This is a genomic window from Rhodococcus sp. MS13, assembly GCF_013277835.1.
Taxonomy (GTDB): Bacteria; Actinomycetota; Actinomycetes; order Mycobacteriales; family Mycobacteriaceae; genus Rhodococcus_F; species Rhodococcus_F erythropolis.
On record NZ_VBTL01000001.1, the window covers coordinates 520,818 to 545,257 of the forward strand.

The 24,440-nt window shown below is 65.3% G+C and carries 16 protein-coding genes and 1 tRNA gene; 7 read left to right on the forward strand and 10 right to left on the reverse strand.

The features are described from left to right. Positions 1 to 2: 2 nt before the first annotated feature. The gene (locus tag FEZ59_RS02355) at positions 3 to 9,314 is read right to left on the reverse strand and encodes a type I polyketide synthase (protein WP_172932174.1); all 9,312 of its coding nucleotides are present in this window, start codon (positions 9,312 to 9,314) and stop codon (positions 3 to 5) included. Positions 9,315 to 9,733: 419 nt separating this feature from the next. Between FEZ59_RS02355 and FEZ59_RS02360 the strand changes: the two genes are divergently transcribed. Next, positions 9,734 to 10,450: a hypothetical protein gene (locus FEZ59_RS02360; protein ID WP_021333453.1), complete on the forward strand. Its 717-nt coding sequence runs from the start codon at positions 9,734 to 9,736 to the stop codon at positions 10,448 to 10,450. Between the two features lie 73 nt (positions 10,451 to 10,523). Further along, positions 10,524 to 10,605: transfer RNA gene (locus FEZ59_RS02365), tRNA-Leu, on the forward strand. A 57-nt stretch (positions 10,606 to 10,662) separates the two neighbouring features. Here FEZ59_RS02365 and FEZ59_RS02370 read toward each other — a convergent pair. Further along, positions 10,663 to 11,382 carry an aspartate/glutamate racemase family protein gene (locus FEZ59_RS02370; protein WP_021333454.1) on the reverse strand — a complete coding sequence of 240 codons (720 nt, stop codon included), beginning with the start codon at positions 11,380 to 11,382 and terminating at the stop codon, positions 10,663 to 10,665. A gap of 247 nt (positions 11,383 to 11,629) precedes the next feature. Here FEZ59_RS02370 and FEZ59_RS02375 point away from each other — a divergent pair, with 247 nt between their 5' ends. Both FEZ59_RS02375 and FEZ59_RS02380 read left to right on the forward strand, forming a co-directional pair. Continuing rightward, positions 11,630 to 12,037 (forward strand): hypothetical protein, encoded by a 408-nt coding sequence (locus tag FEZ59_RS02375; protein WP_021333455.1) that lies wholly within the window; start codon positions 11,630 to 11,632, stop codon positions 12,035 to 12,037. Further along, on the forward strand, positions 12,034 to 12,414 hold the full coding sequence (locus tag FEZ59_RS02380; RefSeq protein ID WP_003945334.1) for a DUF3817 domain-containing protein: 381 nt from the start codon (positions 12,034 to 12,036) through the stop codon (positions 12,412 to 12,414). The genes FEZ59_RS02375 and FEZ59_RS02380 overlap by 4 nt, the downstream gene beginning before the upstream one ends. 63 nt (positions 12,415 to 12,477) lie before the next feature. On the opposite strand, the gene rdgB is transcribed toward FEZ59_RS02380, so the two are convergent. From rdgB to clpS, 7 genes are all read right to left on the reverse strand, one after another. Beyond that, complete coding sequence (gene rdgB / locus FEZ59_RS02385) at positions 12,478 to 13,086, reverse strand: RdgB/HAM1 family non-canonical purine NTP pyrophosphatase (RefSeq protein ID WP_019749148.1); 609 nt, start codon at positions 13,084 to 13,086, stop codon at positions 12,478 to 12,480. A gap of 3 nt (positions 13,087 to 13,089) precedes the next feature. Next, entirely contained in the window at positions 13,090 to 13,875 is a 786-nt protein-coding gene (gene rph / locus FEZ59_RS02390) for a ribonuclease PH (RefSeq protein WP_003945332.1), read from the reverse strand. A gap of 52 nt (positions 13,876 to 13,927) precedes the next feature. Then, entirely contained in the window at positions 13,928 to 14,686 is a 759-nt protein-coding gene (locus tag FEZ59_RS02395) for a cyclic nucleotide-degrading phosphodiesterase (RefSeq protein ID WP_037119612.1), read from the reverse strand. Between the two features lie 97 nt (positions 14,687 to 14,783). Further along, entirely contained in the window at positions 14,784 to 15,443 is a 660-nt protein-coding gene (locus tag FEZ59_RS02400; protein ID WP_020970033.1) for a rhomboid family intramembrane serine protease, read from the reverse strand. A gap of 92 nt (positions 15,444 to 15,535) precedes the next feature. Continuing rightward, the gene (locus tag FEZ59_RS02405) at positions 15,536 to 16,603 is read right to left on the reverse strand and encodes a P1 family peptidase (RefSeq protein ID WP_172932175.1); all 1,068 of its coding nucleotides are present in this window, start codon (positions 16,601 to 16,603) and stop codon (positions 15,536 to 15,538) included. Continuing rightward, complete coding sequence (locus FEZ59_RS02410) at positions 16,600 to 17,190, reverse strand: DUF2017 domain-containing protein (protein ID WP_020908274.1); 591 nt, start codon at positions 17,188 to 17,190, stop codon at positions 16,600 to 16,602. Before FEZ59_RS02410 ends, FEZ59_RS02405 begins: the two co-directional genes overlap by 4 nt. A 56-nt stretch (positions 17,191 to 17,246) precedes the next feature. Beyond that, the gene (clpS, locus tag FEZ59_RS02415) at positions 17,247 to 17,558 is read right to left on the reverse strand and encodes an ATP-dependent Clp protease adapter ClpS (RefSeq protein ID WP_029255695.1); all 312 of its coding nucleotides are present in this window, start codon (positions 17,556 to 17,558) and stop codon (positions 17,247 to 17,249) included. A 121-nt stretch (positions 17,559 to 17,679) separates the two neighbouring features. Between clpS and FEZ59_RS02420 the strand changes: the two genes are divergently transcribed. From FEZ59_RS02420 to FEZ59_RS02430, 3 genes are read left to right on the forward strand one after another with little or no spacing between them, the layout of a single operon-like run. Then, positions 17,680 to 19,020, forward strand: coding sequence for a nicotinate phosphoribosyltransferase (locus FEZ59_RS02420; protein WP_172932176.1), 1,341 nt, complete (start codon positions 17,680 to 17,682; stop codon positions 19,018 to 19,020). After that, positions 19,017 to 19,664: an isochorismatase family protein gene (locus tag FEZ59_RS02425; protein WP_021333460.1), complete on the forward strand. Its 648-nt coding sequence runs from the start codon at positions 19,017 to 19,019 to the stop codon at positions 19,662 to 19,664. The genes FEZ59_RS02420 and FEZ59_RS02425 overlap by 4 nt, the downstream gene beginning before the upstream one ends. Before the next feature lie 9 nt (positions 19,665 to 19,673). Beyond that, a complete protein-coding gene (locus FEZ59_RS02430; RefSeq protein WP_019749155.1) occupies positions 19,674 to 21,722 on the forward strand; it encodes an ATP-dependent DNA helicase in 2,049 nt (682 codons plus the stop codon). A 68-nt stretch (positions 21,723 to 21,790) separates the two neighbouring features. Here the strand turns inward: FEZ59_RS02430 and glgP are convergent, their stop codons facing one another. Further along, complete coding sequence (gene glgP / locus FEZ59_RS02435) at positions 21,791 to 24,391, reverse strand: alpha-glucan family phosphorylase (RefSeq protein ID WP_172932177.1); 2,601 nt, start codon at positions 24,389 to 24,391, stop codon at positions 21,791 to 21,793. Between the last annotated feature and the right edge of the window lie 49 nt (positions 24,392 to 24,440).

A 24,440-nucleotide genomic window follows, 5' to 3' on the forward strand; every position in this document is an offset into this window, starting at 1 on the left:
TATTACTTGCAGCCGGGCAAATTCGAGCGGTACACCAGATCTGCGCCGAGTCGTGCGTCCTCGCTCAGCAGCATGTCCGCTTCGAGCTGACGCGACGCCTTGGCCGGCGTTCCGTCGGCACCGAGGCGACGATCCGCCGGGCGCTCGTAGAGGCTGTCGCCACCGCACATCGCCTTGGCGAGGCGGCGCTGACCGTCGATCGTCCGCTGCTGCGCCGCAGCAACATAGTCGGCGCGCTTGTCGGCCGGAACCGACTCGACGAATGCCTGCGGGTGAACGACTGCGATCAGGCCGGAGACGTGACCGAAGCCGAGGCTGGTCAGCAGGCCGGCACGCAGCGGAAGCTGATCACCGAACTTGAGCGGCTGACGTGCCCACACGAGGTGCTCGAACTCGGCCATCTTGTCGTCGACGCAGTCGAGGCTGCGGTTCGGCGGGACGATGCCCTGGCTCAGTACCTGGCAGAGCCCGATCAGCTGGAAGGCTGCGGCACCACCCTTGGCGTGACCGGTCAGGCTCTTCTGCGAGACCACGAACATCGGCGCACCTTCACTGCGTCCCAATGCCCCGGCGAGGCGCTCGTGCAGCTCTGCCTCGTTCGGATCGTTGGCGGCAGTGGAGGTGTCGTGCTTGGAGATCACGGCGATGTCGTCGGCGCTCACGCCGAGAGCGTTGAGCGAGAGTGCGAGCTGCGAATCCGCTCCCCCACGTCCGGCGCCCAGTGCTCCGAGTCCCGGTGCCGGGATCGAGGTGTGGACACCGTCGGCGAACGATCCGGCCCAGGCGACCACACCGAGGACGGGCAGGCCCATCTCGAGTGCCAGGTCTCCGCGAGCGAGGAGAATCGTTCCGCCACCGGCCGACTCGACGAATCCGCCGCGGCGACGATCGTTGGCCCGCGAGAAGCGGCGATCCTCGATGCCCTTGGCGTGCATGTCCTCGGTCTTGGCAGTTGCCGACATGTCACCGAAGCCGATGATGCCTTCCGTGCTCAGATCGTCGAACCCGCCGGCAACAACCAACTGCGCCTTGCCGAGTCGGATCTTGTCGACACCTTCTTCGACGGATACCGCTGCCGTGGCGCAGGCGGCGACGGGGTGAACCATCGCGCCGTAACCGCCGACGTACGACTGAACGACGTGCGCTGCAATGACGTTCGGCAGCGCTTCCTGCAGGATGTCGTTCGGACGGTTCTCGCCGAGCAGCGTGTCGATGTACAGGCTCCGCATGGAGGTCATGCCGCCCATGCCGGTGCCCTGTGTGTTGGCAACCAGGCTCGGGTGTACCCAGCGGAGCAGTTCGCTCGGAGTGAAGCCGCCGGTGAGGAAGGCGTCCACCGTTGCGACGATGTTCCAGAGTCCGACGCGGTCGACCGAATCTGCCATGTCGGCGGGGATGCCCCACTTGGTGACGTCGAAGTTGGTCGGGATCTGGCCGCCGACACTACGAGTCAGCTTCATCTTGCGCGGGACGCGGATCTCGGTGCCTGCGCGGCGAGTGACTGTCCAGTCTCCGGACTCGGCGGAAACCGTCGCCGTCGTGTTCTCCGGATCGGATTCGACGAAGGCCTGAGCCTCTACCTCACTGCCGACCACGAAGCTCAGATCCTTGTCCAGGAACACGGAGGTGAGCAGCGGAGCGGTGTTGTCGATCATCGCGCCCTCGTCGACGTAGCGACGGATGCCGCAACGCTCGACGACTGCGTCGTGGTACTTGTCGGCGATTTCCGCCTCGGGTACCAGGTCACCGGATTCGACGTCGTACCAGCCCGGCTTGGGGTCGTTCTCCCAGACGATGAGTCCGGTGTTCCACGCCAATTCGAGAACGCCTGCGGCAGAGAGCTGCTCGTCGACCTCCATCTCGAAGCGGGTACGCGAGGAACCGTAGGGTCCGAGCTCTCCGGCACCCACGATGACCACGAGGTCCGCGGGGGTGACGTCCAGTTCGGGCCAGCTCGGAGCCTTGACCGAGTCGTCGATGCGAGCCGGCGTGGGCAGCGCCAGGATGCTGGACTCGTCCACTGCTTCGTCGACAGCCTCGGCGATCTCGGCAACCTCGGCAGCTTCCTTGGCCAAAGCACCCAGATCCAGGTTGGCCTCGGACAGTCCGCCGGTCAGGTCGACCTCGAGCGGAGCCTCTGCTGCAGCGCGCCGCGACTCGCGGGTTGCCGTCTTCAGCAGTTGGGTCGCCATCTCCTGGGTGGACCAGGTGCGGACGCCCGCAGCTTCGACCGCGTCGACGATCGGATCGTTGTGACCCATGAGTCCGGTTCCGCGAACCCAACCGATGACCGCGTGTGCCAACGTGACCCGCTCGGCCCAGTTCCGCTCGGCCTTCCAGCGGTTGACCACGGCGATCAGCGAAGCCTTGGCCTCACCGTAAGCACCGTCGCCGCCGAACGTTCCGCGGTTCGGCGAACCGGGCAGCACTACGTGCAGGTGCGTGTCGACATCGCTGTCGTAACCGATCTTCGACAGACCGCCGATGAGGCGCTCCACCGACCAGAGCAGCACGCGCATTTCCATTTCGGCGCGAGCGCCGGCGTCGGAGAGTTCGCCGCCGACACGCGGAGCTGCGAACGGGAAGAGCATCGTCGGCGTCATGGCCGGCTTGATGAGCTTCTTTGCGCCGCCTGCATTCTCGGTGGCCTCGTTGCCGATCCAGTCGATCAGTGCGTCGACGTCGGTGTACGACGCCATGTTCGCGGGAACCACCCAGAGGGCGGCACCGGCGCGAGCGTTCTCGCGGTACAGGTCGCGGTAGAAGCCCAGACGCTGACCGTCGAGTCGTGAGGTGGTCACGAATACCGTTGCGCCACCGGCAAGGAGCTTGCCCGTGACCGCTGCCGCGATGGAACCCTTGCTGGCGCCGGTCACTACTGCGACCTCGCCTGCCCACTCGGGTGCGTCGGATTCTGTCGTCACGGCTGCATCAACGATGCGGGTGTAGACCTCGGCGAGCGCCGTGCGGCCCTCGTCGGTTGCACGGGTGGCCCACCACTTGGCCTGTGCGGCGACGGTGGAACCGGCACCGATGAAGTTCTCGACCGACAACGCGGTGTCACCGAGCCAAATACGAGCGAGATCCTCACGCGCACTTGCCCAACGGTCGTCGAGCAGCACGGCCTTCTGTGCGTCGAATGCCGGAGCAACCAGACGCGGCCAGTCGGAGCCGAGTTCAGCCGAGACCAGGTCGACCAGTTCGGTGTCCTCGACCGTCGCGACTGCCGCTTCTTCGTTCAGTCCGAGCTGCTCGAGCACCAGGCGTGCAGCCGAGGCCAGAACGCCGTTGCGCCCGGTGATGTTCTCGGTGAACTCACCCAGGGCGGCTGCGTCGACGGTTCCGCCGCTTCCGCCGCCGGTGGCCGGCAACGAGACACTGACTCCGCGTGCAGAGCCGACCGAGGCAACTGCGCTGTCGATGACTGCGTCGACCGCTGCGGCGTCGGCCAGTGCGCCGGAGCTCAGGCCACCGAGGTCGCCGCCGCGGATGCTGGCGCCGTCACGGGTGCCGAGAGCCACTGCTGCGGTGACGTGGTGCGCCCAGCCGTCGCCCAGTTCCCAGACCTTCTTGACGCGGTCGGCGATGTAGCCGGGACGCTTGCCCGAGGGGCCGAAGACCTTGCGCAGGTGATCGTTGATCGAATCGGAGAGCACCGGTCCGAACGGCTTGTACGTACGGGCGAGCTTGTCGACGGTTGCTCCCAAGGAGCCCATGTCGGCATCCGCGGCACCGTCGATGGCGCCGAGGGACAGCTCGGAGCCGAGGTCGACCAGAAGCTGGTTACGACGCGAGGAGACGCCGTCGCACAGTGCCTCGATCGTGTCGGCGGGGCCGACCTGATCGGGACGGAGCTTGGTCCACAGGCTGATCAGGACCTTCGTGGCGTCGGGCGCCTTGAAGGTGAGGTCGTCCGGACGCGGTCCACCCGAAGGTGCGGCCGGCGCAGCAGCTGCAACCGGAGCAGCGGCCGCGGCAACCGGTGCAGCCTGCGCAGCAGGCGCTTCGATCTCGTCGTCGTCATCGACGGCGGGGTCGACGTCGGTGCCGTAGACGATCGCAGCTTCGCGCTCGACGTTGAGAACCTCGACCGGGTAGCCGAAGCGGCCCGGCAGCTTGAGGGTCTGCGACGCGAGGTTCGCAACGGTCGGGGCAGCGCCGAGACCGATCTCGACGAAGCGTTCGACCCCGAGTCCACCTTCGGACTCGTCGCCGAAGAGCAGGTCCTGCGTCTCGATCCAGCGGACCGGGCTGGCGAACTGCCAAGCCAGCAGCTCGATCAGGATGATGCGGGACAACTCGTGAGTGCGCGTTGCGTAGCTGTCGAAGTCTGCGAGGACTTCCTGCAGCGGCTCGGACGGCACCAGGTCCGCGATTTCCTGAACGAAGTCACGACGCAGCGAGAACGGCTTCGGAACCAGGTTCGGGATGTAGCGGCCGATCAGGATGTCCGGATCGATGTCGTGCGGGAGCAAGTCCTGCAGGCACACGCGGAAGTCCGCCACGCCGCCACGAAGGACGGTGGAGTGGAACGGCACGTCGATGCCGGGAACCTGGATGTATGCCCGCTTGCCACCGAATTCTGCTCGGCGACGGTCGATTTCGACCTCGAGTGCGTCGAGACCGGCTACCGAACCGGCGATGGCGTACTGGCTGCCGCGCAGGTTCAGGTTGACGATTTCGAGGAACTCACCGGAGGTCTCGGCGACACCGGCGACGAAGCCCTGCACGTCGTCGTCGGAAACACCGATCTGCGACGGGCGAATAGCAGCCATGCGGTAGTCGGAGCGTCCGGCTTCGTCACGGGGAACGAGCTGGTGCATGGCGGAGCCACGCTGGAAGACGACCTCGAGAAGTGCTTCGAGCGGGAAAACCTCGGCGACAGCAGCGAGTGCGTTGTACTCACCGACCGAGTGACCGGCCAGAAGGGAATCCTCGATGAAGGTTCCGGATTCGCGCAGCTCGGCAACCTGGGCAACACCGAGAACGGCCATGGCCACCTGGGTGAACTGAGTCAGGTGCAGGACACCGTCAGGATGCTTGTGCTCGACACCGCGCGCCTTGACGGTCACCGGGTTGTCGCGCACGACAGCGAGAATCGAGAATCCGAGCGCCTTGCGGGTGTGCTTGTCCGCACGCTCCCAGACGTCGCGGGCGGCCTTGGAGCGTGCACGAGCGTCGAGGCCCATGCCCGGGCGCTGGATGCCCTGGCCGGGGAAGGCGTAGACGGTCTTCGGTGCGGCAGTGCGGCCGGTGGCGACCATCACCAGTTCGCCGTCGATGCGGCAGCCGACCTCGACGATTTCTGCGCCCTGGTCGATGCCGACACGGTCGACGCGGACGTCGATCTCGGCGCCGGGGCGAACCATCCCGAGGAAGCGGGCGGTCCAGGCGGTCAGGCGGCGCGGCGGGACGCGGGTCTCGGCCGGGTCGACTGCGGTGACTACCTGCTGCGCTGTGGCGGAGAGCCACATGCCGTGCACGATCGGGGTTCCGAGGCCGGCCAGCAGAGCGGCGTTGTCGGAGGTGTGAATCGGGTTGTGGTCACCGGAAACCTGAGCGAACGCGCCCATGCTGACCGGCGCGAGGATCTTCGCGTCACGGCGACGACGACGTGAGGTGTCGACAGCCGCATCGCTGATCGATCCACCGGCGCGAGCCGGGTCGGCGAGTTCGCCAGCGCCGGTGCGTCCGCGGATCGCGAAACGCTCGGTCATGGTGACGACTGCGGGGGCGTCGAGGCCCTCGCCGAGCATGGCACCGACCTCGACCTTGACCTCGACGACGCGACCGAGGTCGGTGTCGAGAACCGAGGCGACCTCGGCATTGACCACGAGAATGCTTGTCTCGGAGGGAAGTTCACCGACGAAGTCGACGGTGTGGTCGAGGTGGACCAGGTCGAGCATGCCTTCGATAACGGAAAGACTGTCGAGCTTGGCTGCGCCGAGGACTGCGAACACTGCAGGCCAGCATGCTCCGACGACGACGTCCGGAACAGCCTTGCCGCTGACACTGAGCGTGGTGGGCAGGCCGGAACCGGTGACACCGGCGTGATCGGCGATGCGATCGGGAACCCACGCGACGTTGAGGCGGGCCTTTCCGTTCTTGACTGTCGGAAGTTCCTGTCCGGCAGCAACTGCCAGCAGCGCGGACATCGCACCCTCGGCGTCTGCCTCGGTGATAACCGGAGCGCCGCCGTCTACGACGGACTCGGGGATGGTGATCGTGATGTCGACCGACTTGTCTGCCACCAACGGAACCGAGAGCAGCACGTGCGAGGAATCGACGACGGTCAAGCTGGACCCCGTGGTGCCGTGAACTGCCTTGTCGGCAGACTCTGCGTTCCACTCGTCGAGGTCGCCGAGGCGACGGACAGGGTTCTGGGTCAGGCGGCCGGCCCACTGGAGGTCGGGAGCGGAGAGGACGGCGTCGAGAAGTCCGGGTGCGGAATCCTGGTGGCGACGGCTCGCGAGTGCAACCGGAGCGGCTCCGGCAGCAACCAATTCGTCGTAGGTCGCCTTCTCGAAGCGATCGAGCAGGTCACCGACTGGCTCGTCGACACGGGTGATGCCCGCGACGGCGACGGTGCCGGGGATGACACAAACCTGATCGGCGGTGTAGCGGGGATCGTGTGCCTGCCACAGGGAGTCGCTGCGCCACCAACGGCGAACGTCACCGTCGACGACGGGAACGAAGTTGACCGGCTTGCCCGGCGTCTTGCACAACGAGGTGAAGAACGAGACGTCTGCGGGATGCAGAACGGTCGTCGAGTAGTCCGGGTACGACGCCTGCAGTGCGCAGATCGCAGCCTCGGGGCGCTCGAGAGTCTCGGCGTCGCCGAACAGTGTGGGGATCGGGCCACGGTCGACCGGATGCAGACGCGCCTCGGTGCGCTGGAGCATCTCGCCGAAGCGAGCACGCCAGGTGATGTCGAGCCACGGGCTCGAGGTCGCCTCGACGATGGCGTCCTGAAGATCTGCGCCGCAATCGAATTCCTTCGCCGCGTCGATGCCGACGGTGAGCTCGAGGTAGCGGCGCAGCCACTGTGCGTACGTCATGGTCTCGACGTCGCCGAAGTACGGCTTGGCGGTGACGTCGAGGGCGGCGATGATCTCGTCGCGGCGCTCGGCCACTGCCTCGGAATCGCCGGCAACCTCGTCGAGGAGGCGTCCGGTGCGCGAAGCCGCGTTGTCGATCTCGTGAATGTCGGCACCGAGCTGGCTACGGCCAGAGGCCATTCCGCCTTCAGCGGTACCGGCACCGACCCAATCCGGTGTTCCGGGCGTGTCGACGAGGAGCTGCTTGACCTCAGGAGAGGTGGTGGCCTCGAGGGTCGCCATGGCTGCAGTGCCGACGAGGATGCCGTCGACGGGCATGGCCGGGAAACCGGCTGCGGCAGACCAGCGACCGGTGAGGTAATCGGCTGCTCGCTCGGGGGTTCCGATGCCGCCGCCGACGCAGATGACCAGGTTCGGACGTGTACGCAGCTCGGCGTACGTGTCGAGGAGCAGGTCGTCGAGGTCTTCCCACGAGTGGTGTCCGCCGGCGCGGCCGCCTTCGATGTGCACGATGACCGGGAAGTTCGGAACCTCGTTGGCGATGCGGATCACGGAGCGGATCTGCGCCACGGTGCCGGGCTTGAACGCGATGTTGGTGATGCCGATCTCGGACAGCTCGTCGATGAGGGCAACGGCCTCTTCGAGTTCCGGGATACCGGCGGTGACGATGACGCCGTCGATGGGAGCGCCGGCAGTACGGGCACGCTGCACCAGGCGCTTGCCACCGAGCTGCAGCTTCCACAGGTACGGGTCGAGGAACAGGGAGTTGAACTGGACCGCGCGGCCCGGCTCGAGCAGCATCTTCAGCTCTGCGACACGGTCTTCGAAGATTTCCTCGGTGACCTGTCCGCCACCAGCGAGCTCAGCCCAGTGACCGGCATTGGCTGCCGCGGCAACGATCTTGGCGTCGACCGTCGTCGGCGTCATGCCTGCGAGCAGGATGGGTGAACGACCGGTCAGCTTCGTGAACGCCGTCTCGACGCCGATGCGGCCACCGGGAAGCGAAACAGGCTTCGGCGCGAATTCGCTCCACGAACGTGAGACCTCAGGCGCAGCACCGGGGGTGAGCAGATTGCGGTGTCCGCCGCGGGTGGCGGCGGCGATGATGCCGATGCCCTGCCCACGCAGCGAAGAGGACGTCATACGGGTCAGCTGATCGCTGGGCCCGAGATCGAGAATCCACTTGGCGCCGGCGGAGATTGCGCCGTCGACAGCCTCGACCCAGTCGACCGGATCGACGAGGACACCCTGTGCAAGTTCACGCGCACGGTCGGCATCGAGACCGCAACGGGTTGCCCAGCTGCCGACAAGTTCGACGGCCTCGGCCAATGCTGGGTGATGGAAGCCGATTTCGGTGTCGAGCGGATCGAAGGACGGAGCGAAGACGGAACCGCCACGCTTCTTGCCCTCTCGCTCGCGAGCTTCTTCGGCTTCGATCTGCTCGCAACGCTCTTGCACGCGTGCCAGCTGAGCGGGCGGTCCGGCGAGAACGACGCGGCGACGGCCGTTGCGAATGGCGAGAACAGCCGCGCGTTCGGGGGCAACACCCTCGGCAAGCTCGGCGACGATGGCGGCGAGACGCTCGGGATCGACGCCCGAGACCGCAACCATCGGCTTCGCGGAGGCGCCGGCGATGACGCCGCGGCGACGGCCGACCAAGCTGGCAGCAGCACCGACGAGCTGTGCGACGGCGAGGAGTTCACCGTCGTCGTTGCCCTGCGCGGCTACGGCAGCGGTGGCCAGCAGGCCCTGCGAGTGGCCGATGACGGCAGCAGGCGGGTTACCGGCTACATCCAGACCCTGAGCGGAGAGTGCACGCAACGCCGCAAGCTGCGTGAGGAAGACGCCGGGGAGTGACACCGGAGCTGCGGTGAGCGCGGCAGCGGAAGGCCCGGCCGACTTCTCACCTTCTTCTTCGTCGACGATCTCGGCTTCGAGCATCCACGCGATCGGATCGAATCCGACCGGGCGAACCACGAGGAGATCCTGTGCGACGGGCGCGAGGCGTGCGGCTGCGTCATTGACCAGATCGGTCAGAACGGGCTCCAGGCCGTTGTCACGGCTGAGCTCCTCGAGCGAGGTGAGCCAGGGAGCGCCCTGTCCACCGAAAGCGATTGCGTAGGAAACGCCGTTGTTCAGCGAATCGACGAGGGCACCTTTGCTGGTCGTGCGGGACTGTCCCCCATCGACGCCGAAACGGCGTCCACCCTTCGAGTCGCGTCCGTTTCCTGTAGGTGTCGTGTCATCGATCGTCACGCGTACGTCCTCTCCTGGTCACCTCTGCGGCGAGGTGGGATTTGCGGTGTGCTGCCCGGCTGAAGTGCTCGCGAATTCGTCGAGAGAATCGACGGAGTCAGGGCGTTCGTGCAAGACAAGGTTTACACAGAATCATGAGGATTTCCTCACGTTTGTCGGCACCCTGGAAATCTGGACTTTCGAGGCCGTGATCTTCCTCACGAGACTTCGAGAAAGTGACTCGCGAGTAGGTCGCGAACGCCCTGCCTGGGACTGTTACCGGGATTTTCAGAAACCTGAGGAACACCTCATATTTATTGTTACCAATTCGTGACCTCCTTGACGGACGGTCGATCCCGTGCGTTCCGCGCCACCATCTGTCGGACCCCCTCGCTACGTTCAGCGCGTCCACACCGGACGACTTCTCGGGGGGAGAAATCATGAAAGACACAGACGTAGTCAGAGCGGCCGAATTCATCGGCGCCGAGCTTCCGCGCGAGGCGTGGCCGCATTGGAATCAGGGATGGCCGCGCGAGTCCGAAGCCGCCCTTCTCGATGCGATCTTCTCGTCGCGCGCCGCCTACGGAACACCGAAGACCGGAGTCCGCGCCGTCCTCGACCGTTGGCGCACACACCGCTCGGTAGCCGCAGGCGATCGCCTCGACAGCTTGTCCGCTCTCGCCGCCTTCACCGACCGTGGCGACGAGCTCGCAACGATTCTCGGCAATCGCCAGCGAGTGCCGGGCAACTACTTCACCAAAGCCGAGGGTGCGGCTCGTGCGGCCAAAGCGCTCGCCGACGCCGGTTGCCGGTGCGGTGCCGACGTCGAGGACACCGAAGGCCTCCGTTCGGCAGTCGTCTCCGTTCCAGGCCTGGGCCCCAGGACCTTCGAGACGCTGGTGTTCCTGTCCGGGAAGTTGACGGCAACTTCGATAGATCTCCTTGCACGGTTCGCCACCGAAGCAAGCAGTAGCGAGGAATTGTTGTCGAGCACCGACGCAGCCGAGTTGCTAGTTGCGGTTGCCGAACATCTCGATGTCGATGTTCCAACACTCACCCACGCTGCGTGGCGGTATCAACGCACGGCCGAGCAACCGCGCCGGTCGAAGAAATCCACCACGCCGCCCGCAGCGGATCCACTCGCCGAAACGGCCTGAGAGCGGGCGGGCGCATCCCGACCAGGGTGGTGTGCCCGCGAGCGATTCCACTCGCGTATCCTTTGAATTCCGCGCGCGAGTGGCGGAATTGGCAGACGCGCTGGATTTAGGTTCCAGTGTCTCAGGACGTGGGGGTTCAAGTCCCCCCTCGCGCACAACGAAAAGCCCCGCTGGATCAGATCCGGCGGGGCTTATTCGGTTCTAGATCAGGCTCAGCGCTTTCGAGCCTTGACCGGCGGGGTCATGTACGTCGTCCGGCTCGGCGTCAGCCCCAGACGGACCGAGCTCTCCAACCACGTGATCGCCGACGCCGTCGGATCCACAACCGGAACGTGAATCCCTTTGCCATGCAGCCTGTCTCGGACTGCACTGGTCACACCGAGCATCCCGGTGCAACCGAGAACGACGGAATCGGCCTCGCCGTTCTGCACTGCCGCAGACGCCTGAGCGGCCAGTCGATCAATCAGTTCCTCCCGATCGGTGAGGCCAAGCACCGGCATGTCCACGACTCGAATACTGCCCAGCCGACTATCGAGCCCATACCGCCGAGTGAGCGATCGGAGCATCGGCACGACGTTCGGCAGGATGGTCACGACACCGACGCGATCGCCCAGACTCATCGCTGTCAGAAATGACGGCTCGAAGCCGCCGACCACCGGAGCGTCGATGATCTCTCGGGCGGCATGCACTCCGGGATCGGCGAAACACGTGATGAATACACCGTCGACGCCGTCGGCTGCCGCCTCTTCGACCCGCTGCACGATCCCGGGGCCGGCCAGTGCCTCGTCGTACTCGGACTCGATGCTCGCCGTGCCAGAGAGCAGTGACACGACATCGACCGTCGTGCCGGGCGCCGCCCAGTGCTCCACCTCGGCTGTCACCGCCGGAGTCAGCGTGGTGTCGATGACCGGGCGAATCACTCTGATGTGCATGAAACACTCCCCTGCTTTCGGATACGCCCCGACGTTATCGATGCAGCACAGCTGGGTGAATGTGTTCAGTGCCTGGCGGTGCGGTGTTGGATGGGCATAGCGCACATGCTGCTTCTGCGACACGCCGTGGAACAGCTTCTACGACACGCCGTGGCACGGCTTCTACGACACGCCGTGGCACGGCTTCTACGACACCGTGTCGGAGATCGCAGGGCGAGGCACTATAGCTCTCAGGTACCGTCTTAGTGTGTCCAAGAACGCTACTAAACGCCGACCTGCGCTGATTCTGCTGGTCATCGTGTCAGCTGCCGGCTGCCTCGCGCTCGGCTGGTGGCAGTGGGAGCGCTTCGAAGCCGTCGGAGGCTCGGGACAGAATCTCGGGTACGCGTTCCAGTGGCCGCTCTTCGCGGCGTTTGTCGTGTACGCGTATCGCAAGTTCGTTCAGCTCGAAGACGTGGACCCCGAAGAGGCCGAAGCCGAGGAAGCCGCCGCGGAGCCGCGTGAGATTCCCGCCGACCTCTTGCCGCAACGCCCGCAGGCCGAGTTCGACGATGTGAACCTCGACGTCGACGACCCTGAAGCCCGCCAAATGCTGGAATACAACGACTACCTTGCGCAGCTCGCCGCTCGCGAGTCCGATAGGAGCACGACGTGAGTACCGGTTCGGAAGCGAGCATCGCTACCCCCGCAGTCAACGCAGAAAAGCAGAAGAAGGTTGCGTCGGCGCTCGTCCGATACCGCGTTCTCGCCTGGATCACCGGCCTCTGGCTGCTGTTCCTGACCGGCGAGATGGTCTACAAGTACCTGATTCTCGACAATTCGGCGGACGCACCGTCGTGGTTGTTCTACATCGGTCAGATCCACGGCCTGTTCTACATGCTCTATCTCGTGTTCACGATCGACTTGGCGATCAAGGCCCGGTGGAAGCCCGGTACGACGGTTGCCACCGCGCTCGCCGGCACGATCCCGTTCCTGTCGTTCGTGTTCGAGCACAAGCGGACTGCCCAGGTGAAGCAGGCTTATCAGCTCTGAGAGTTTCAAAAATTAGAGCCCTGAACGCAGACGCGTTCAGGGCTCTACTTTTCGAAATTCGGTTCAGCCGGCCAGTGCCGCCAGCGCCGGAACGAGCTGCACGAGCGCGCGCCCTCGATGTGACGCCGCATCCTTCTCGGCCGGGGTGAGTTCTGCGGCAGAGCGGGTGTCGCCGTCCGGACGGAAGATGGGGTCGTATCCGAAGCCCCCGTCGCCGGCTGGTTCTCGGCCGATCACCCCGCGCCATTCGCCGCGCACGACAGTCTCGTCGCCACCGGGGATCACCAGTGCACAGGCGGAGACGAATGCCGCGCCGCGCCGCTCGTCTGGCACGTCTCCCAGCTGAGCCAGGACAAGCGCCGTGTTGGCGCCGTCGTTTCCGTGAGTGCCCGACCATCGCGCGGACAGCACGCCGGGCATACCGTTGAGTGCATCGATCTCGACACCGGAATCATCTGCGATGCAAGGCATTCCGGTTGCCGCCGCGCCGTCACGTGCCTTGGCGAGCGCATTCTCCTCGAACGTCGCCCCGGTCTCGGGGGCTTCGGGGAACGGCGGCACCTCGTCGAGCCCGACCAGTTCGATTCCGTTCACTCCAGCGGCGTCGAGCACCCGGTGAAGTTCCTTCAGTTTCTTGGCATTTCGGCTGGCAACCAGTACTCGTACGCTCACAGCTCAGGCACCGAACTTCTTTTTGGGTTCCGGATTCTTCGGTTCGGGTAGCACCCCGGGATACGGCTCGGCCAACGCTTGACGCTGGATCTCGAAAAGTTGCTCACAACCAGCCAGAGCGGAGTCGAGCAGCTTGTCCAGCGTCGAGCGTGGGAACGTGGCACCCTCACCGGTTCCCTGGATTTCCACCAGCGTGCCGGTATCGGTGGCCACGACATTCATGTCGACCTCGGCGCGCGAATCCTCTTCGTACGGAAGATCGAGGCGCACTCGTCCGTCCACGACGCCGACGCTGACGGCCGCTATGCCACACGAGATGGGCTGAGGGTCGGAGAGCAGGTCGGCTGCGCGCAGGTACGTCACGGCGTCGACCAGGGCCACGTACGCCCCCGTCACTGCCGCGGTGCGGGTACCGCCGTCGGCCTGGAGGACATCACAGTCCAGGGCGATGGTGTTCTCGCCGATCGCGGCGAGATCGATGCAGGCCCGAAGTGATCGGCCGATGAGTCGACTGATCTCCTGCGTACGGCCGCCGACCTTGCCCTTGACCGATTCGCGGCCGCTGCGCGTGTGCGTGGCGGCGGGAAGCATCGCGTATTCGGCTGTCAGCCAACCCAAGCCGGAGCCCTTGCGCCAGCGGGGTACACCCTCTTCGACGCTGGCCGTGCACATCACGCGAGTGTTCCCGAACTCGACCAGAACGGATCCGGCCGGATGACTGGTGAATCCGCGGGTGATCTTGACCGTGCGGAGCTCGTCGTCCGCCCTACCGTCTTCTCGTGTAGTCACCTTCGTGAGCCTAGCGGTCGCCCGGTCGGCACTGCATCGAATGTGAGGGGAATCAGATGTCGTAGACGCTTCCGGCGGAGACGGCATGGACTGGTCCGGAGAATTCGGATTTCGCTTCGGCGATCACGTCTTCGCGGGAGGTCCACGGCGGGATGTGCGTGAGGAGAAGTTCCTTGACGCCGGCGAGGGCAGCCACACGGCCGGCTTCCTTACCGGAGAGGTGAACTCCCTCGGGGCGATCCGGACTGTCGGTCCACGAAGCTTCGGAGAGCAACACGTCCGCTCCACGGGCGAGTTCGACGACGTTGTCACACATACCCGTGTCACCGGTGTAGACGAGCACGCGGCCGTCGGCGCCGGTGATCCGGAAACCGTAAGCCTCGGGAGGATGATTCATCCGACGGGCGACGACGCTCAGTTCTCCGAACCTCACTGGCTCGTTCTCGGCCCAGAGCCGGACGTCGATGGTGTCGGAGATGTCATCCATCTCGCCGGCGCACTCGGCGGAGGACACTCCGATGCGGCAGGCCGTGTCGGTGGGGCCGTAAACCAGAGCCCGCCCGACCGGCGGGTTGGGGTGATAGCGACGCCAGACGAGCAGGCCGGGCATGTCGAGACAGTGGTCCGCATGAAGGTGCGAAAGCAGGATCGTCACCTCGCCCGGATCGGCGTATCGCTGCAACGCCCCAAGAACTCCCGGGCCGAAGTCGATCACGAGCGGCGGAGTTCCCGGTGCCGTGAGCAGGTATCCCGAAGCCGGTGAATCCGGACCCGTGACGCTGCCGGAACACCCCAGGACGGTCATGCGCATACCGGTCATGCTGCCACGTCTACCCGTCTGGAAAAAAGCTCTTGGTGGTTTTGGCGCGTCGAAGTCACACCGCAGCGAGGGTGTGACCCACGTCCGTTCAGAAACTCGGTGGTCGGACGGCCGGCGCCGACCCTGCGCGCTTGGCCCTCTCCCCCGACGTCAGCGCCCAGGCGGCCACCACGCCGCCGATCGCTCCGAACAGATGTCCTTGCCAGGAAACCCGTGGATCGCTCGGGAGAACGCCCCACAGCACTCCGCCGTACACGACGAAGACGGCAACGCCGATCAGGATCTGTGTGAAGCTCCGCGTGAAGAACCCGCGCACCAGCAGGTAGGTGACCCAGCCGAAGATCAGCACGGACGCACCGACGTGATTCGAGTTCGAGCCGGCGAACAACCAGGTCCCGACACCGCCGATCACCCAGATGATGCCGGTCGCCGCGAGTCCGCGCGCAATTCCCGACACCAGCACGAGGAACCCCAGGATCAGGACCGGAATGGTGTTGGCAATCAGGTGAGCCCAGTCGTCGTGCAGGACCGGGGCGAACAGGATTCCCCACAGGCCGTCGAGCGTGCGCGGGGTGACGCCGGCGTTCTGGACGTTCTGACCGGAGATGACATCCACGATCTCGATCACGTAGAGCAAGATCGCGAAGCCGCCCACCAACACGGCCGACTGCTTCCACACCGAGGGCGGACCGGATTTCGGTGCCGGCGTCCGGGTGCCGAAGTCCGGATTGTTGAAATCCATCGTCATCGTGTGCGTCCTCCACCGTCGATCCGGTTTTCTGATTCGGTCACTCGCGACCAGGCTCAATTCGAGATTACCGCCGATTCCAGGAGTGCTGCCTAGAGAAATGCCGACGGAAAGAGCTCGCGGTAGCTCGGGATTCCGGCTACCGACGTGGCGTCGAGAATCGCTGTGACGATCGCACGTTCGACAACCTGCGCCGAAGCCGCGCACACCGCGTCGAGTATCGGCAGATCGTTCGGAAAAGCGGCCGGAACTGCGATCTCCGAATTCGGAGTGTGATCGCCGATGGCGAGCGCAAAGATCGTGTCGCCGTCGAGTGGCGAATGCGCGGGCCGAATCGCACGAGCCAGACCGTCATGCCCTGCGACGGCGACGCGTCGGCACCCGGCTTTTGTCAAGGCGGCGTCAGTCGCGACCACACCGATCGTGGTGTTGAGGACTGTTCCCTTGGCTGCAACGGCGTTGGCCGCCGCGAGTTCGGACGCGTCGGGAAGCCTGAGCCCGAACGACTCCGCCCCGTCCGAGCCGACGCCCCACGGCAAGCCTGTTCTGGGATCGAAGACCGAACCCACCGGGTTCGCCACGATCAACGCGGAGACCGTCGTACCCTCGGCCGGGCCGTCGGCGATCACGACGCTGGCCGTTCCCACCCCACCCTTGAGCGCTCCGGCTCTGGCACCTACCCCGGCGCCGACCGTGCCCGTGGCGAATTCGCGCGAAGCGGTGTCGGCAGCGAGGAATCCGAAGTCTCCGGTCGGACGAACGGTCCAGTCCCCCACCGGCAGATCGAAGATCACGGCGCCGGGCACGATCGGTACCACCTGACCAGGAGCACCCATCGCGATCCCGCGATCGTGTTCCTCGAGCCAGCGCATCACTCCATCGGCCGCGGCAAGTCCGTAGGCACTACCGCCGGTCAACAGCACGGCATTGACCTGCTGGACCGAATGGCTCGGGTCGAGTAGGTCGGTCTCGCGGGTACCCGGACCGCCGCCGCGGACGTCGACTCCGGCAACCACACCGGCCGACGCGAGCACGACCGTGCAGCCGGTGGCCGCGCCGCTTCCGAGAGTGGCTCCCTCGTCGAGCTTGTGGTGATGACCGACAGCGAGGCCGGCGACATCTGTCAGTGAATCAGTGGGCCCGGTCCGCGTCGTGGTCATGGCATGAGCGCCTGGACGAGGGAGTCCTGCATCCACGTCAACCAGTGATAGACGTCGAGATGCGGGGCGCGCGGGTCGTCGGGTTCGAGGCTCTCCGGGGTGTCGGCGTCGATGCCGAGATTGGTTCCGAGCGCGAGACGGACGTCGTTGAGCGAGGACAGCCACGCATCGGCCTGTTCCTGCGTGAGAACGACCTTGCCGCCGGCCTCCGGAAGCGAAGCCAACAACATGCGAGCGGACTCACGCTTGGCATCGATGATCTCGGGCTCGTGCAAACTGCGCAGCGCGCCGTTGACATTGGCGCCGGCGTCGTCGAGATCGTCACTGTCCGGAGCGACCTTGTCCGGATCGGTGCGCTGGAAGTCGGGAAGCAAACGCGCCAACACCGGATTGTCGGGCGTCTCCGAGTTTCCGGTACGAAGGCCCGTCAGGGCAGCGAGCTCGTCTTGCGGCGCCGAAGACGCCCGCTCGTCGAGAAGCCCGGCCACCGACTCCACGAGCGAGCGCAGAACCGCCGCCTCGTGGCCGTCCATCTCGGACTTGAACTTCACTCCGCCGAGTGAACTCTTCCTACTCCACGTCCGCACGCGTCGGACTCCCGTCTACGAGTTAGGCGAACAAATCGGTCGAAAAAGTGCTTTTCTCAGGTGTCGTCGCGTTGCATCGTGGCCCAGAGACCGGCAGCGTGGAGGCGACGAACATCGGCCTCCATCTTGTCGCGCGAACCGCTCGAGACCACGGCCTTGCCCTCCGAATGGACCTGCATCATCAGGTCGGTGGCCTTGGCTTTGCTGTAACCGAACAACTTCTGGAACACGTAAGTCACGTAGTGCATGAGATTGACCGGGTCGTCCCAGACGATGGTCACCCAGGGCCGATCTGCGGCTTCGATGGTCGCAACAGCCTCCGACTGCTCGGGCGTGGCTTGAGGAGAGGAAGCCGTAGCGCCTCTCATCGTTACGTTCGCCGAGTAAGTGCCGGACACGGTCGCGCCGCCGAAAACCATGTATCCAGGGTACGGCGCGACGAGAGGCGACAACACCCACCCACGTCGTCTCGCGCATAGAGTTGTGTGCGTGCCTACGCAAATTTCCGACATCCGCGACGCCGGTGCCAGCACCGCACTGCTCACCGATCAGTACGAACTGACCATGCTCTCGGCGGCTCTCGCCGACGGATCTGCCTTCCGCAACTGCAGTTTCGAGGTATTCGCACGGCGGCTGCCAGACGGTCGTCGCTACGGCGTCGTCGCCGGTACCGAACGCCTTCTCGACGCACTCGAGCAGTTCCGGTTCGGTGAACCGGAACTGGCGATCGTTGCAAAATTTCTCGACGACACGACCGTCGAGTGGCTGCGCAACTATCGATTCTCCGGTGACATCGACGGCTACCGCGAGGGCGACTTCTACTTCCCCGGCTCACCGATCCTCTCGGTCCGCGGAACGTTCGCCGAGTGCGTCATCCTCGAAACCTTGATTCTCTCGATCCTCAACCACGACAGCGCGATCGCTTCGGCCGCAGCCCGCATGGTGAGCGCAGCGGGCGGTCGACGGATCATCGAGATGGGCTCGCGTCGTACACACGAACAGGCCGCCGTCGCCGCTTCACGTGCCGCGTATCTCGCCGGCTTCGACGCCACCTCCAACCTCGAAGCCGCGCGGCGTCACGACGTACCCAGCGCAGGTACCAGTGCGCACGCCTTCACTCTCCTGCACACCACCGAAGACGGTCCGGACGAGGCAGCGGCATTCCGCGGTCAGGTCGCGGCACTCGGCGTATCCACCACGTTGCTCGTCGATACCTACGACATCACCGAGGGTGTGAAAACGGCTGTCGCCGTTGCCGGTCCCGAGCTGGGTGGGGTTCGCATCGACTCCGGCGATCTCGGCGTTCTTGCTCGTCAGGTACGCCAACAACTCGACGATCTCGGTGCTACCAAAACACGCATCGTCGTCTCCGGCGACCTGGACGAGTACGCGATCGCGGCTCTGCGCGCCGAACCCGTCGACTCGTACGGCGTCGGTACTTCACTGGTCACCGGATCGGGCGCGCCCACCGCAGGCATGGTTTACAAGCTGGTCGAGGTCGACGGAATCGCGGTCGAGAAGAGAAGCACCAACAAGGCATCTCGCGGCGGCGCCAAGAAGGCACTGCGCGTGGTTCGCCCGACCGGAACGATCGTCGAAGAAGTCATCTACCCTGCCGGCTCGCCCGCTCCGGTTTCCGAGGCGGACGGCGCGACCGAACTGCTGATCCCGTTGGTTCGCGAAGGCAAGGTCGTCGAGAGCGCACCGACGCTCGAAGAGAGCCGCGCAGTTCTGAAGGCCGGGCTCGTGAGCCTGCCGTGGGAAGGACTCAAGCTCTCGCGCGGAGACTCGGCTGTGCCCGTTCGATTCTCCGGAGGTGAGCACCAGTGAGTGCTAAAGCACTGATCGTCGTCGACGTTCAGAACGATTTCTGTGAAGGTGGCGCGCTCGCGGTCGACGGCGGCGCTGCGGTTGCGGCGGCCGTCAACGATTTCGTCAACTCCCACGAGTACGACGCCGTAGTCGCGACTCGCGATTTCCACATCGATCCTGGGGCGCATTTCTCCGAGACCCCAGACTTCGTCGACAGTTGGCCGATTCACTGCGTCGTCGGGACGGCCGGCGCCGAGTTCCACCCGGCGTTCGACGCTTCCGTCGCCGGTTCGGCGATCTTCTCCAAGGGCGCCTACAGCGCGGCCTATTCCGGTTTCGAAGGAGCAGCCGAGGACGGCACGACGCTCGAGGACTGGCTCCGCGCCCACAAGATCACCGACGTCGACGTGATCGGCATTGCCACAGATCACTGTGTCAAGGCCACGGCCATCGACGCGGCGCGCGCGGGATTCGCCACGACGGTCCTTCTCCCCTTCACCGCAGGTGTGTCGACTGCCACGATCGAGTCGGCATTGGTACAGATGCAGGAGGCGGGAGTGCAGCTGATCGGGCGAGACGAGGCGTCGTCGGAAGAAGACTCGAATGCCGGGGAACTACCCCGGGAATCATCCGTGGACGTTTCTGACGTAGGGATCCATTAACCTTCGTGGGTGGCCGATCAACTCCCGAACGTTCCCGAACTGCTCCAGACAGCGGTGCGGTCGCTCGGCGGTGCCGAACGAACCAGTCAGCTGACGATGGCGTCGGCCGTGGCGCACTCGATCGACACGGGCGAGCATCTGGCCGTCCAGGCCGGCACCGGTACCGGTAAGTCACTCGCCTACCTCGTTCCGAGCCTGCGCCATGCGGTCGAGTCTGGGCGCACTGTGGTCGTGTCCACTGCCACCATCGCGCTTCAGCGCCAGCTCGTCGATCGAGATCTGCCACGGCTGGCCGATGCACTGAAGAAGCCACTCGGCCGACGCGCCGAGTTCGCAATCCTCAAGGGCCGCAACAACTACCTGTGCATGAACAAGATTCACACCGGCGCGTCGGAACAGCCGCCCGAGGACGAGTTGTTCGATCCGTTCACGGTCTCGCGTCTGGGCCGGGAGGTCGTCCGCCTCACCGAATGGTCCTCCGACACCGAAACCGGTGATCGTGACGAATTGGTACCGGGCGTATCCGATCAGGCGTGGCGGCAGGTCAGCGTCACCTCCCGCGAGTGCATCGGAAAGAACCAATGCCCGGTCGGTGAGGACTGCTTCGCCGAGCGCGCCCGCGTCGAGGCGTCGAAGGCCGACGTCGTCGTCACCAACCACGCGCTGCTCGCTATCGACGCCATCACCGGCATCCAGATCCTCCCTGACCACGACGTCGTGGTGATCGACGAAGCCCACGAATTGGTCGACCGCGTCACCGGTGTTGCCACGGCCGATCTCACAGCTTCGTCGATCAGTGCCGCGGCCAGGCGTTGCGGCAAGATCGCCGAAGAGCAGGACGCCGACCGACTCGAAGCTGCCGGCGAGGGTTGGGCTGGACTCCTCGAGGAATTGCGTCCAGGTCGATGGGAAGGCCTCCCGGACGGTGCGGCGCCCGCACTGGCCGCGATACGCGACGCGGCCTGGTCGCTGCGCACCGCAATCGGTCCGGCCAAACCGGGCATGGCAGCCGCAGACCCCGAAGCCGCTGCAGCCCGCAACGCTGCGCTCTCGTCCGTCGACGACGTCCACGACAGTGCCGTGCGCATTCTCACCGCTTTCGACGAACCAGACCCGGCCAAACGCAAGGACGTCGTCTGGCTGTCCTCGGACGAGTTCCGCGGATCGGTTCGGCGCTCTGTCCGGATGGCTCCGCTCTCCGTCGGCGGATTGCTGCGCTCGCGACTGTTCGCCGAATCCACCGTCGTTCTCACCTCCGCGACGCTGACCGTCGGCGGATCGTTCGACGGTCTCGCCGTCAACTGGGGCCTTCCTGCGGAATCGTCGGTGCGACCCGACTCGGGTACCGCCATCGGCACCGAAGCACCTTCTGACGCTTCTGCTTTCCGCTGGAACTCACTCGACGTCGGGTCGCCCTTCGACCATGCCAAGGCCGGCATCATCTACATTGCCCGCCACCTGCCCACGCCCGGCCGCGACGGCCTCTCCCCGGTCTATCTCGACGAGATCGCCGAACTCGTCGAGGCGGCCGGCGGACGCACCCTCGGCTTGTTCTCCTCGATGCGCGCCGCCAAAGCCGCGTCGGAGGCTATGCGCGAACGCCTCGACACCCCGATCCTGTGCCAGGGCGACGACGCCACCGGCACCCTCGTCAAGGCCTTCGCCAAGGACGAACCCACGTCACTGTTCGGCACGTTGTCCCTGTGGCAGGGCGTCGATGTCCCTGGCCCATCGCTCAGCCTCGTCATCTTGGACCGGATTCCGTTCCCGCGCCCGGACGATCCACTGTTGATGGCTCGCCAACAAGCCATCGAATCCCATGGCGGTAACGGCTTTCTCAGCGTCTCGGCCAATCACGCGGCGCTGCTCCTGGCACAGGGCGTGGGTCGCCTGCTTCGCAGCACCGACGACAAGGGCGTGGTGGCCGTGCTCGATCCGCGTCTGGCCACGGCGAGATACGCGGGTTACCTTCGCGCATCGCTGCCGCCCTTCTGGGAGACGACCAACCCCGAAGTCGTCCGCAAGGCGCTCACCCGCATCCGCGACTCACGTCCCTGAGCCAGTTCTCACGCGGACACAATTCTGCCCCGGTACCGACCGAACGGACCGGGGCAGAATGCAATACGTCAGACGCTCGGAGTGGTCACCAACCCGAGTTCGGACGCATCGACCAACAACCGGTGATGCGGCAGCACCCGCACGGTGTATCCCACGGAACCGGAGACCGGAAGCGCAACCTCGGCTTCGAAGATCTCGGTTCCTTCCTCGGCGCCGAAGTGTGTCATCGGGAACGTCACCACGTCGGTGAGTTCCTCGCCCGGACTGACGCGTCCCAGGACTGCCTGGACCTGGACATCCGAGACCGACAAGCCGCCGAGGCGGACCTTGGCCTTCAACGAGATGGTCGCACCGATCTCCGGAGTGTCCGGCAAGCCGGAACCGTCCACCTGCTCGACGGCGACCGACGGCCACTGCGATTCGATGCGACGACGGAACTCGGCCACCTCACGCGCGCCGGCAAAATCGTCCGCCACTACCGCTCGAGCTGATTCCGCCGAAGGGGCGTAGTAGTCGACGGCGTAGTCACGAACCATGCGTGATGCCAACACCTTCGGGCCCAGATTCTCGAGGGTGTGGCGAACCCTCTCGACCCAGCGTGTCGGCAGATCGGCTGCATCACGGTCGTAGAACGTCGGCAGTACCGCGTGCTCGAGAAGTTCGTAGAGGGCGCTGGCTTCCAGATCGTCACGCCGCACGTCGTCGAGAACACCGTCGGCCGTCGGAATGGCCCACCCGTTCTCGCCGTCGTACATCTCGTCCCACCATCCGTCGCGAATGGAGAGGTTGAGTCCACCGTTGAGCGCGGACTTCATGCCGGAAGTGCCGCACGCCTCGAGTGGGCGAAGTGGGTTGTTGAGCCACACGTCGCAGCCCCAGTAGAGGTACCGGGCCATCGACATGTCGTAGTCGGGCAGGAAGACGATGCGGTGACGCACATCCGCTTCGTCGGCGAACCGTACGACCTGCTGGATGAGTGCCTTACCGCCGTCGTCGGCGGGGTGCGACTTACCGGCCACCACCAACTGCACCGGACGCTTCTCGTCGAGCAACATCGCACGCAGACGCTCGGGATCACGGAGCATCAGCGTCAACCGCTTGTACGTAGGAACGCGCCTGGCGAATCCGACTGTCAAGACGTTGGGATCGAAAACTCCAGTGGTCCAGCCGAGTTCAGCTTCGGTTGCGCCGCGTTCGAGCCACGACGCTCGGACGCGACGACGTACTTCGTCGACCAACTTGCCGCGCAACGCATTACGTGTCTCCCACAGTTCGGTGGCCGACAACTCGTGTAGGCGCTCCCAACCTCGCGCTTCTTCGAGTTGCTCCTGCCCCACGATCCGCCTGGCCACGTCCATCCACTCCGGCGCCGCCCACGTCGGAGCGTGGACACCGTTGGTGACAGATCCGATCGGCACCTCGTCGGCGTCGAATCCCGGCCAGAGTACGTTGAACATGTCGCGACTGACGATGCCGTGCAACTTCGAGACGCCATTGGCTCGCTGGCCCAGGCGAAGACCCATGTGCGCCATGTTGAAGATCGACGGATCGGATTCGCGCCCCATCCCGACGATGCGGTCGACGGTCAGTCCGGGAAGCAAACTCGATTCGTTCTCGCCGTTCGCTCCGCCGAAGTAGTGACGGACCAGATCCGCCGGGAACCGGTCGATTCCGGCTGGAACCGGAGTATGCGTCGTGAAGACCGTTCCGGCGCGGACCGCGGCCAGAGCCGAATCGAAGTCCAGACCGCTGGTGGTCACAAGTTCCCGAATCCGTTCGATGCCGAGGAATCCGGCATGCCCCTCGTTCATGTGGAAAACCTCGGGATCGGGCAATCCGTACGCCGCGGTGTAGGCACGCACCGCGCGGACGCCGCCGATACCTGCGAGGATCTCCTGCTTTATGCGGTGATCCTGGTCCCCACCGTAAAGACGGTCAGTGACGCCGCGCAGATCCGCGTCGTTCTCGGAGATGTCGGAATCGAGCAGCAGCAACGGCACTCGTCCGACCTGAGCGATCCACACTCGCGCACGCAGCACTCGTCCACCGGGCATCGCGACGTGAATGACGACCGGCGATCCGTCGTCGGAAGTCGGGCCTGCGTCCGTCAGCAAACGAAGAGGCAACCCTTGAGGATCGTGCGGCGGGTAGTGCTCGGCCTGCCAACCGTCGGCGGTCAGCGACTGGCGGAAGTAGCCGGATCGGTAGAGCAGTCCGACGCCGATGAGCGGCAGCCCGAGGTCGGACGCGGCCTTGAGGTGATCGCCCGCGAGGATGCCCAATCCGCCGGAGTAGTTGGGCAGAACTTCGCTGACTCCGAACTCCATGGAGAAGTACGCAATTCCGCCAGCCAACGATGTGCCCTTGGCCTGCTGGGACTGATACCAGCGCGGCGTGCTCAGATAGGCGTCGAGATCGGCTGCTGCAGTGTCGAGGTCACCGAGAAATGCCTCGTCACTGCTGAGTTCGTCGAGACGGGTGGGGTTGACTTCCCCGAGCATGCGGACCGGATCGAACTGGACTGCTTGCCAGAGTTCGGGGTCGAGTCGCGAGAACAGATCCTGTGTCTCGGGATGCCACGACCACCGAAGGTTGGTGGACAGGGGGCCGAGCGCGGCGAGGCGCTCCGGAATGTGGGCTCGGACAGTGAACCGACGCAAGGCTTTCACCCCGCGAACCCTAGTCGAGTTCCTTGCACTCTGTCCGGTGGAACCGAAC

Coding starts and splice junctions, on each gene's coding strand:
- FEZ59_RS02360 (WP_021333453.1), top strand. CDS start 9,734: ATGAAAGACACAGACGTAGTCAGAGCGGCCGAATTCATCGGCGCCGAG.
- FEZ59_RS02370 (WP_021333454.1), bottom strand. CDS start 11,382: ATGCACATCAGAGTGATTCGCCCGGTCATCGACACCACGCTGACTCCG.
- FEZ59_RS02395 (WP_037119612.1), bottom strand. CDS start 14,686: ATGCGCATGACCGTCCTGGGGTGTTCCGGCAGCGTCACGGGTCCGGAT.
- FEZ59_RS02400 (WP_020970033.1), bottom strand. CDS start 15,443: ATGACGATGGATTTCAACAATCCGGACTTCGGCACCCGGACGCCGGCA.
- FEZ59_RS02405 (WP_172932175.1), bottom strand. CDS start 16,603: ATGACCACGACGCGGACCGGGCCCACTGATTCACTGACAGATGTCGCC.
- clpS (WP_029255695.1), bottom strand. CDS start 17,558: ATGAGAGGCGCTACGGCTTCCTCTCCTCAAGCCACGCCCGAGCAGTCG.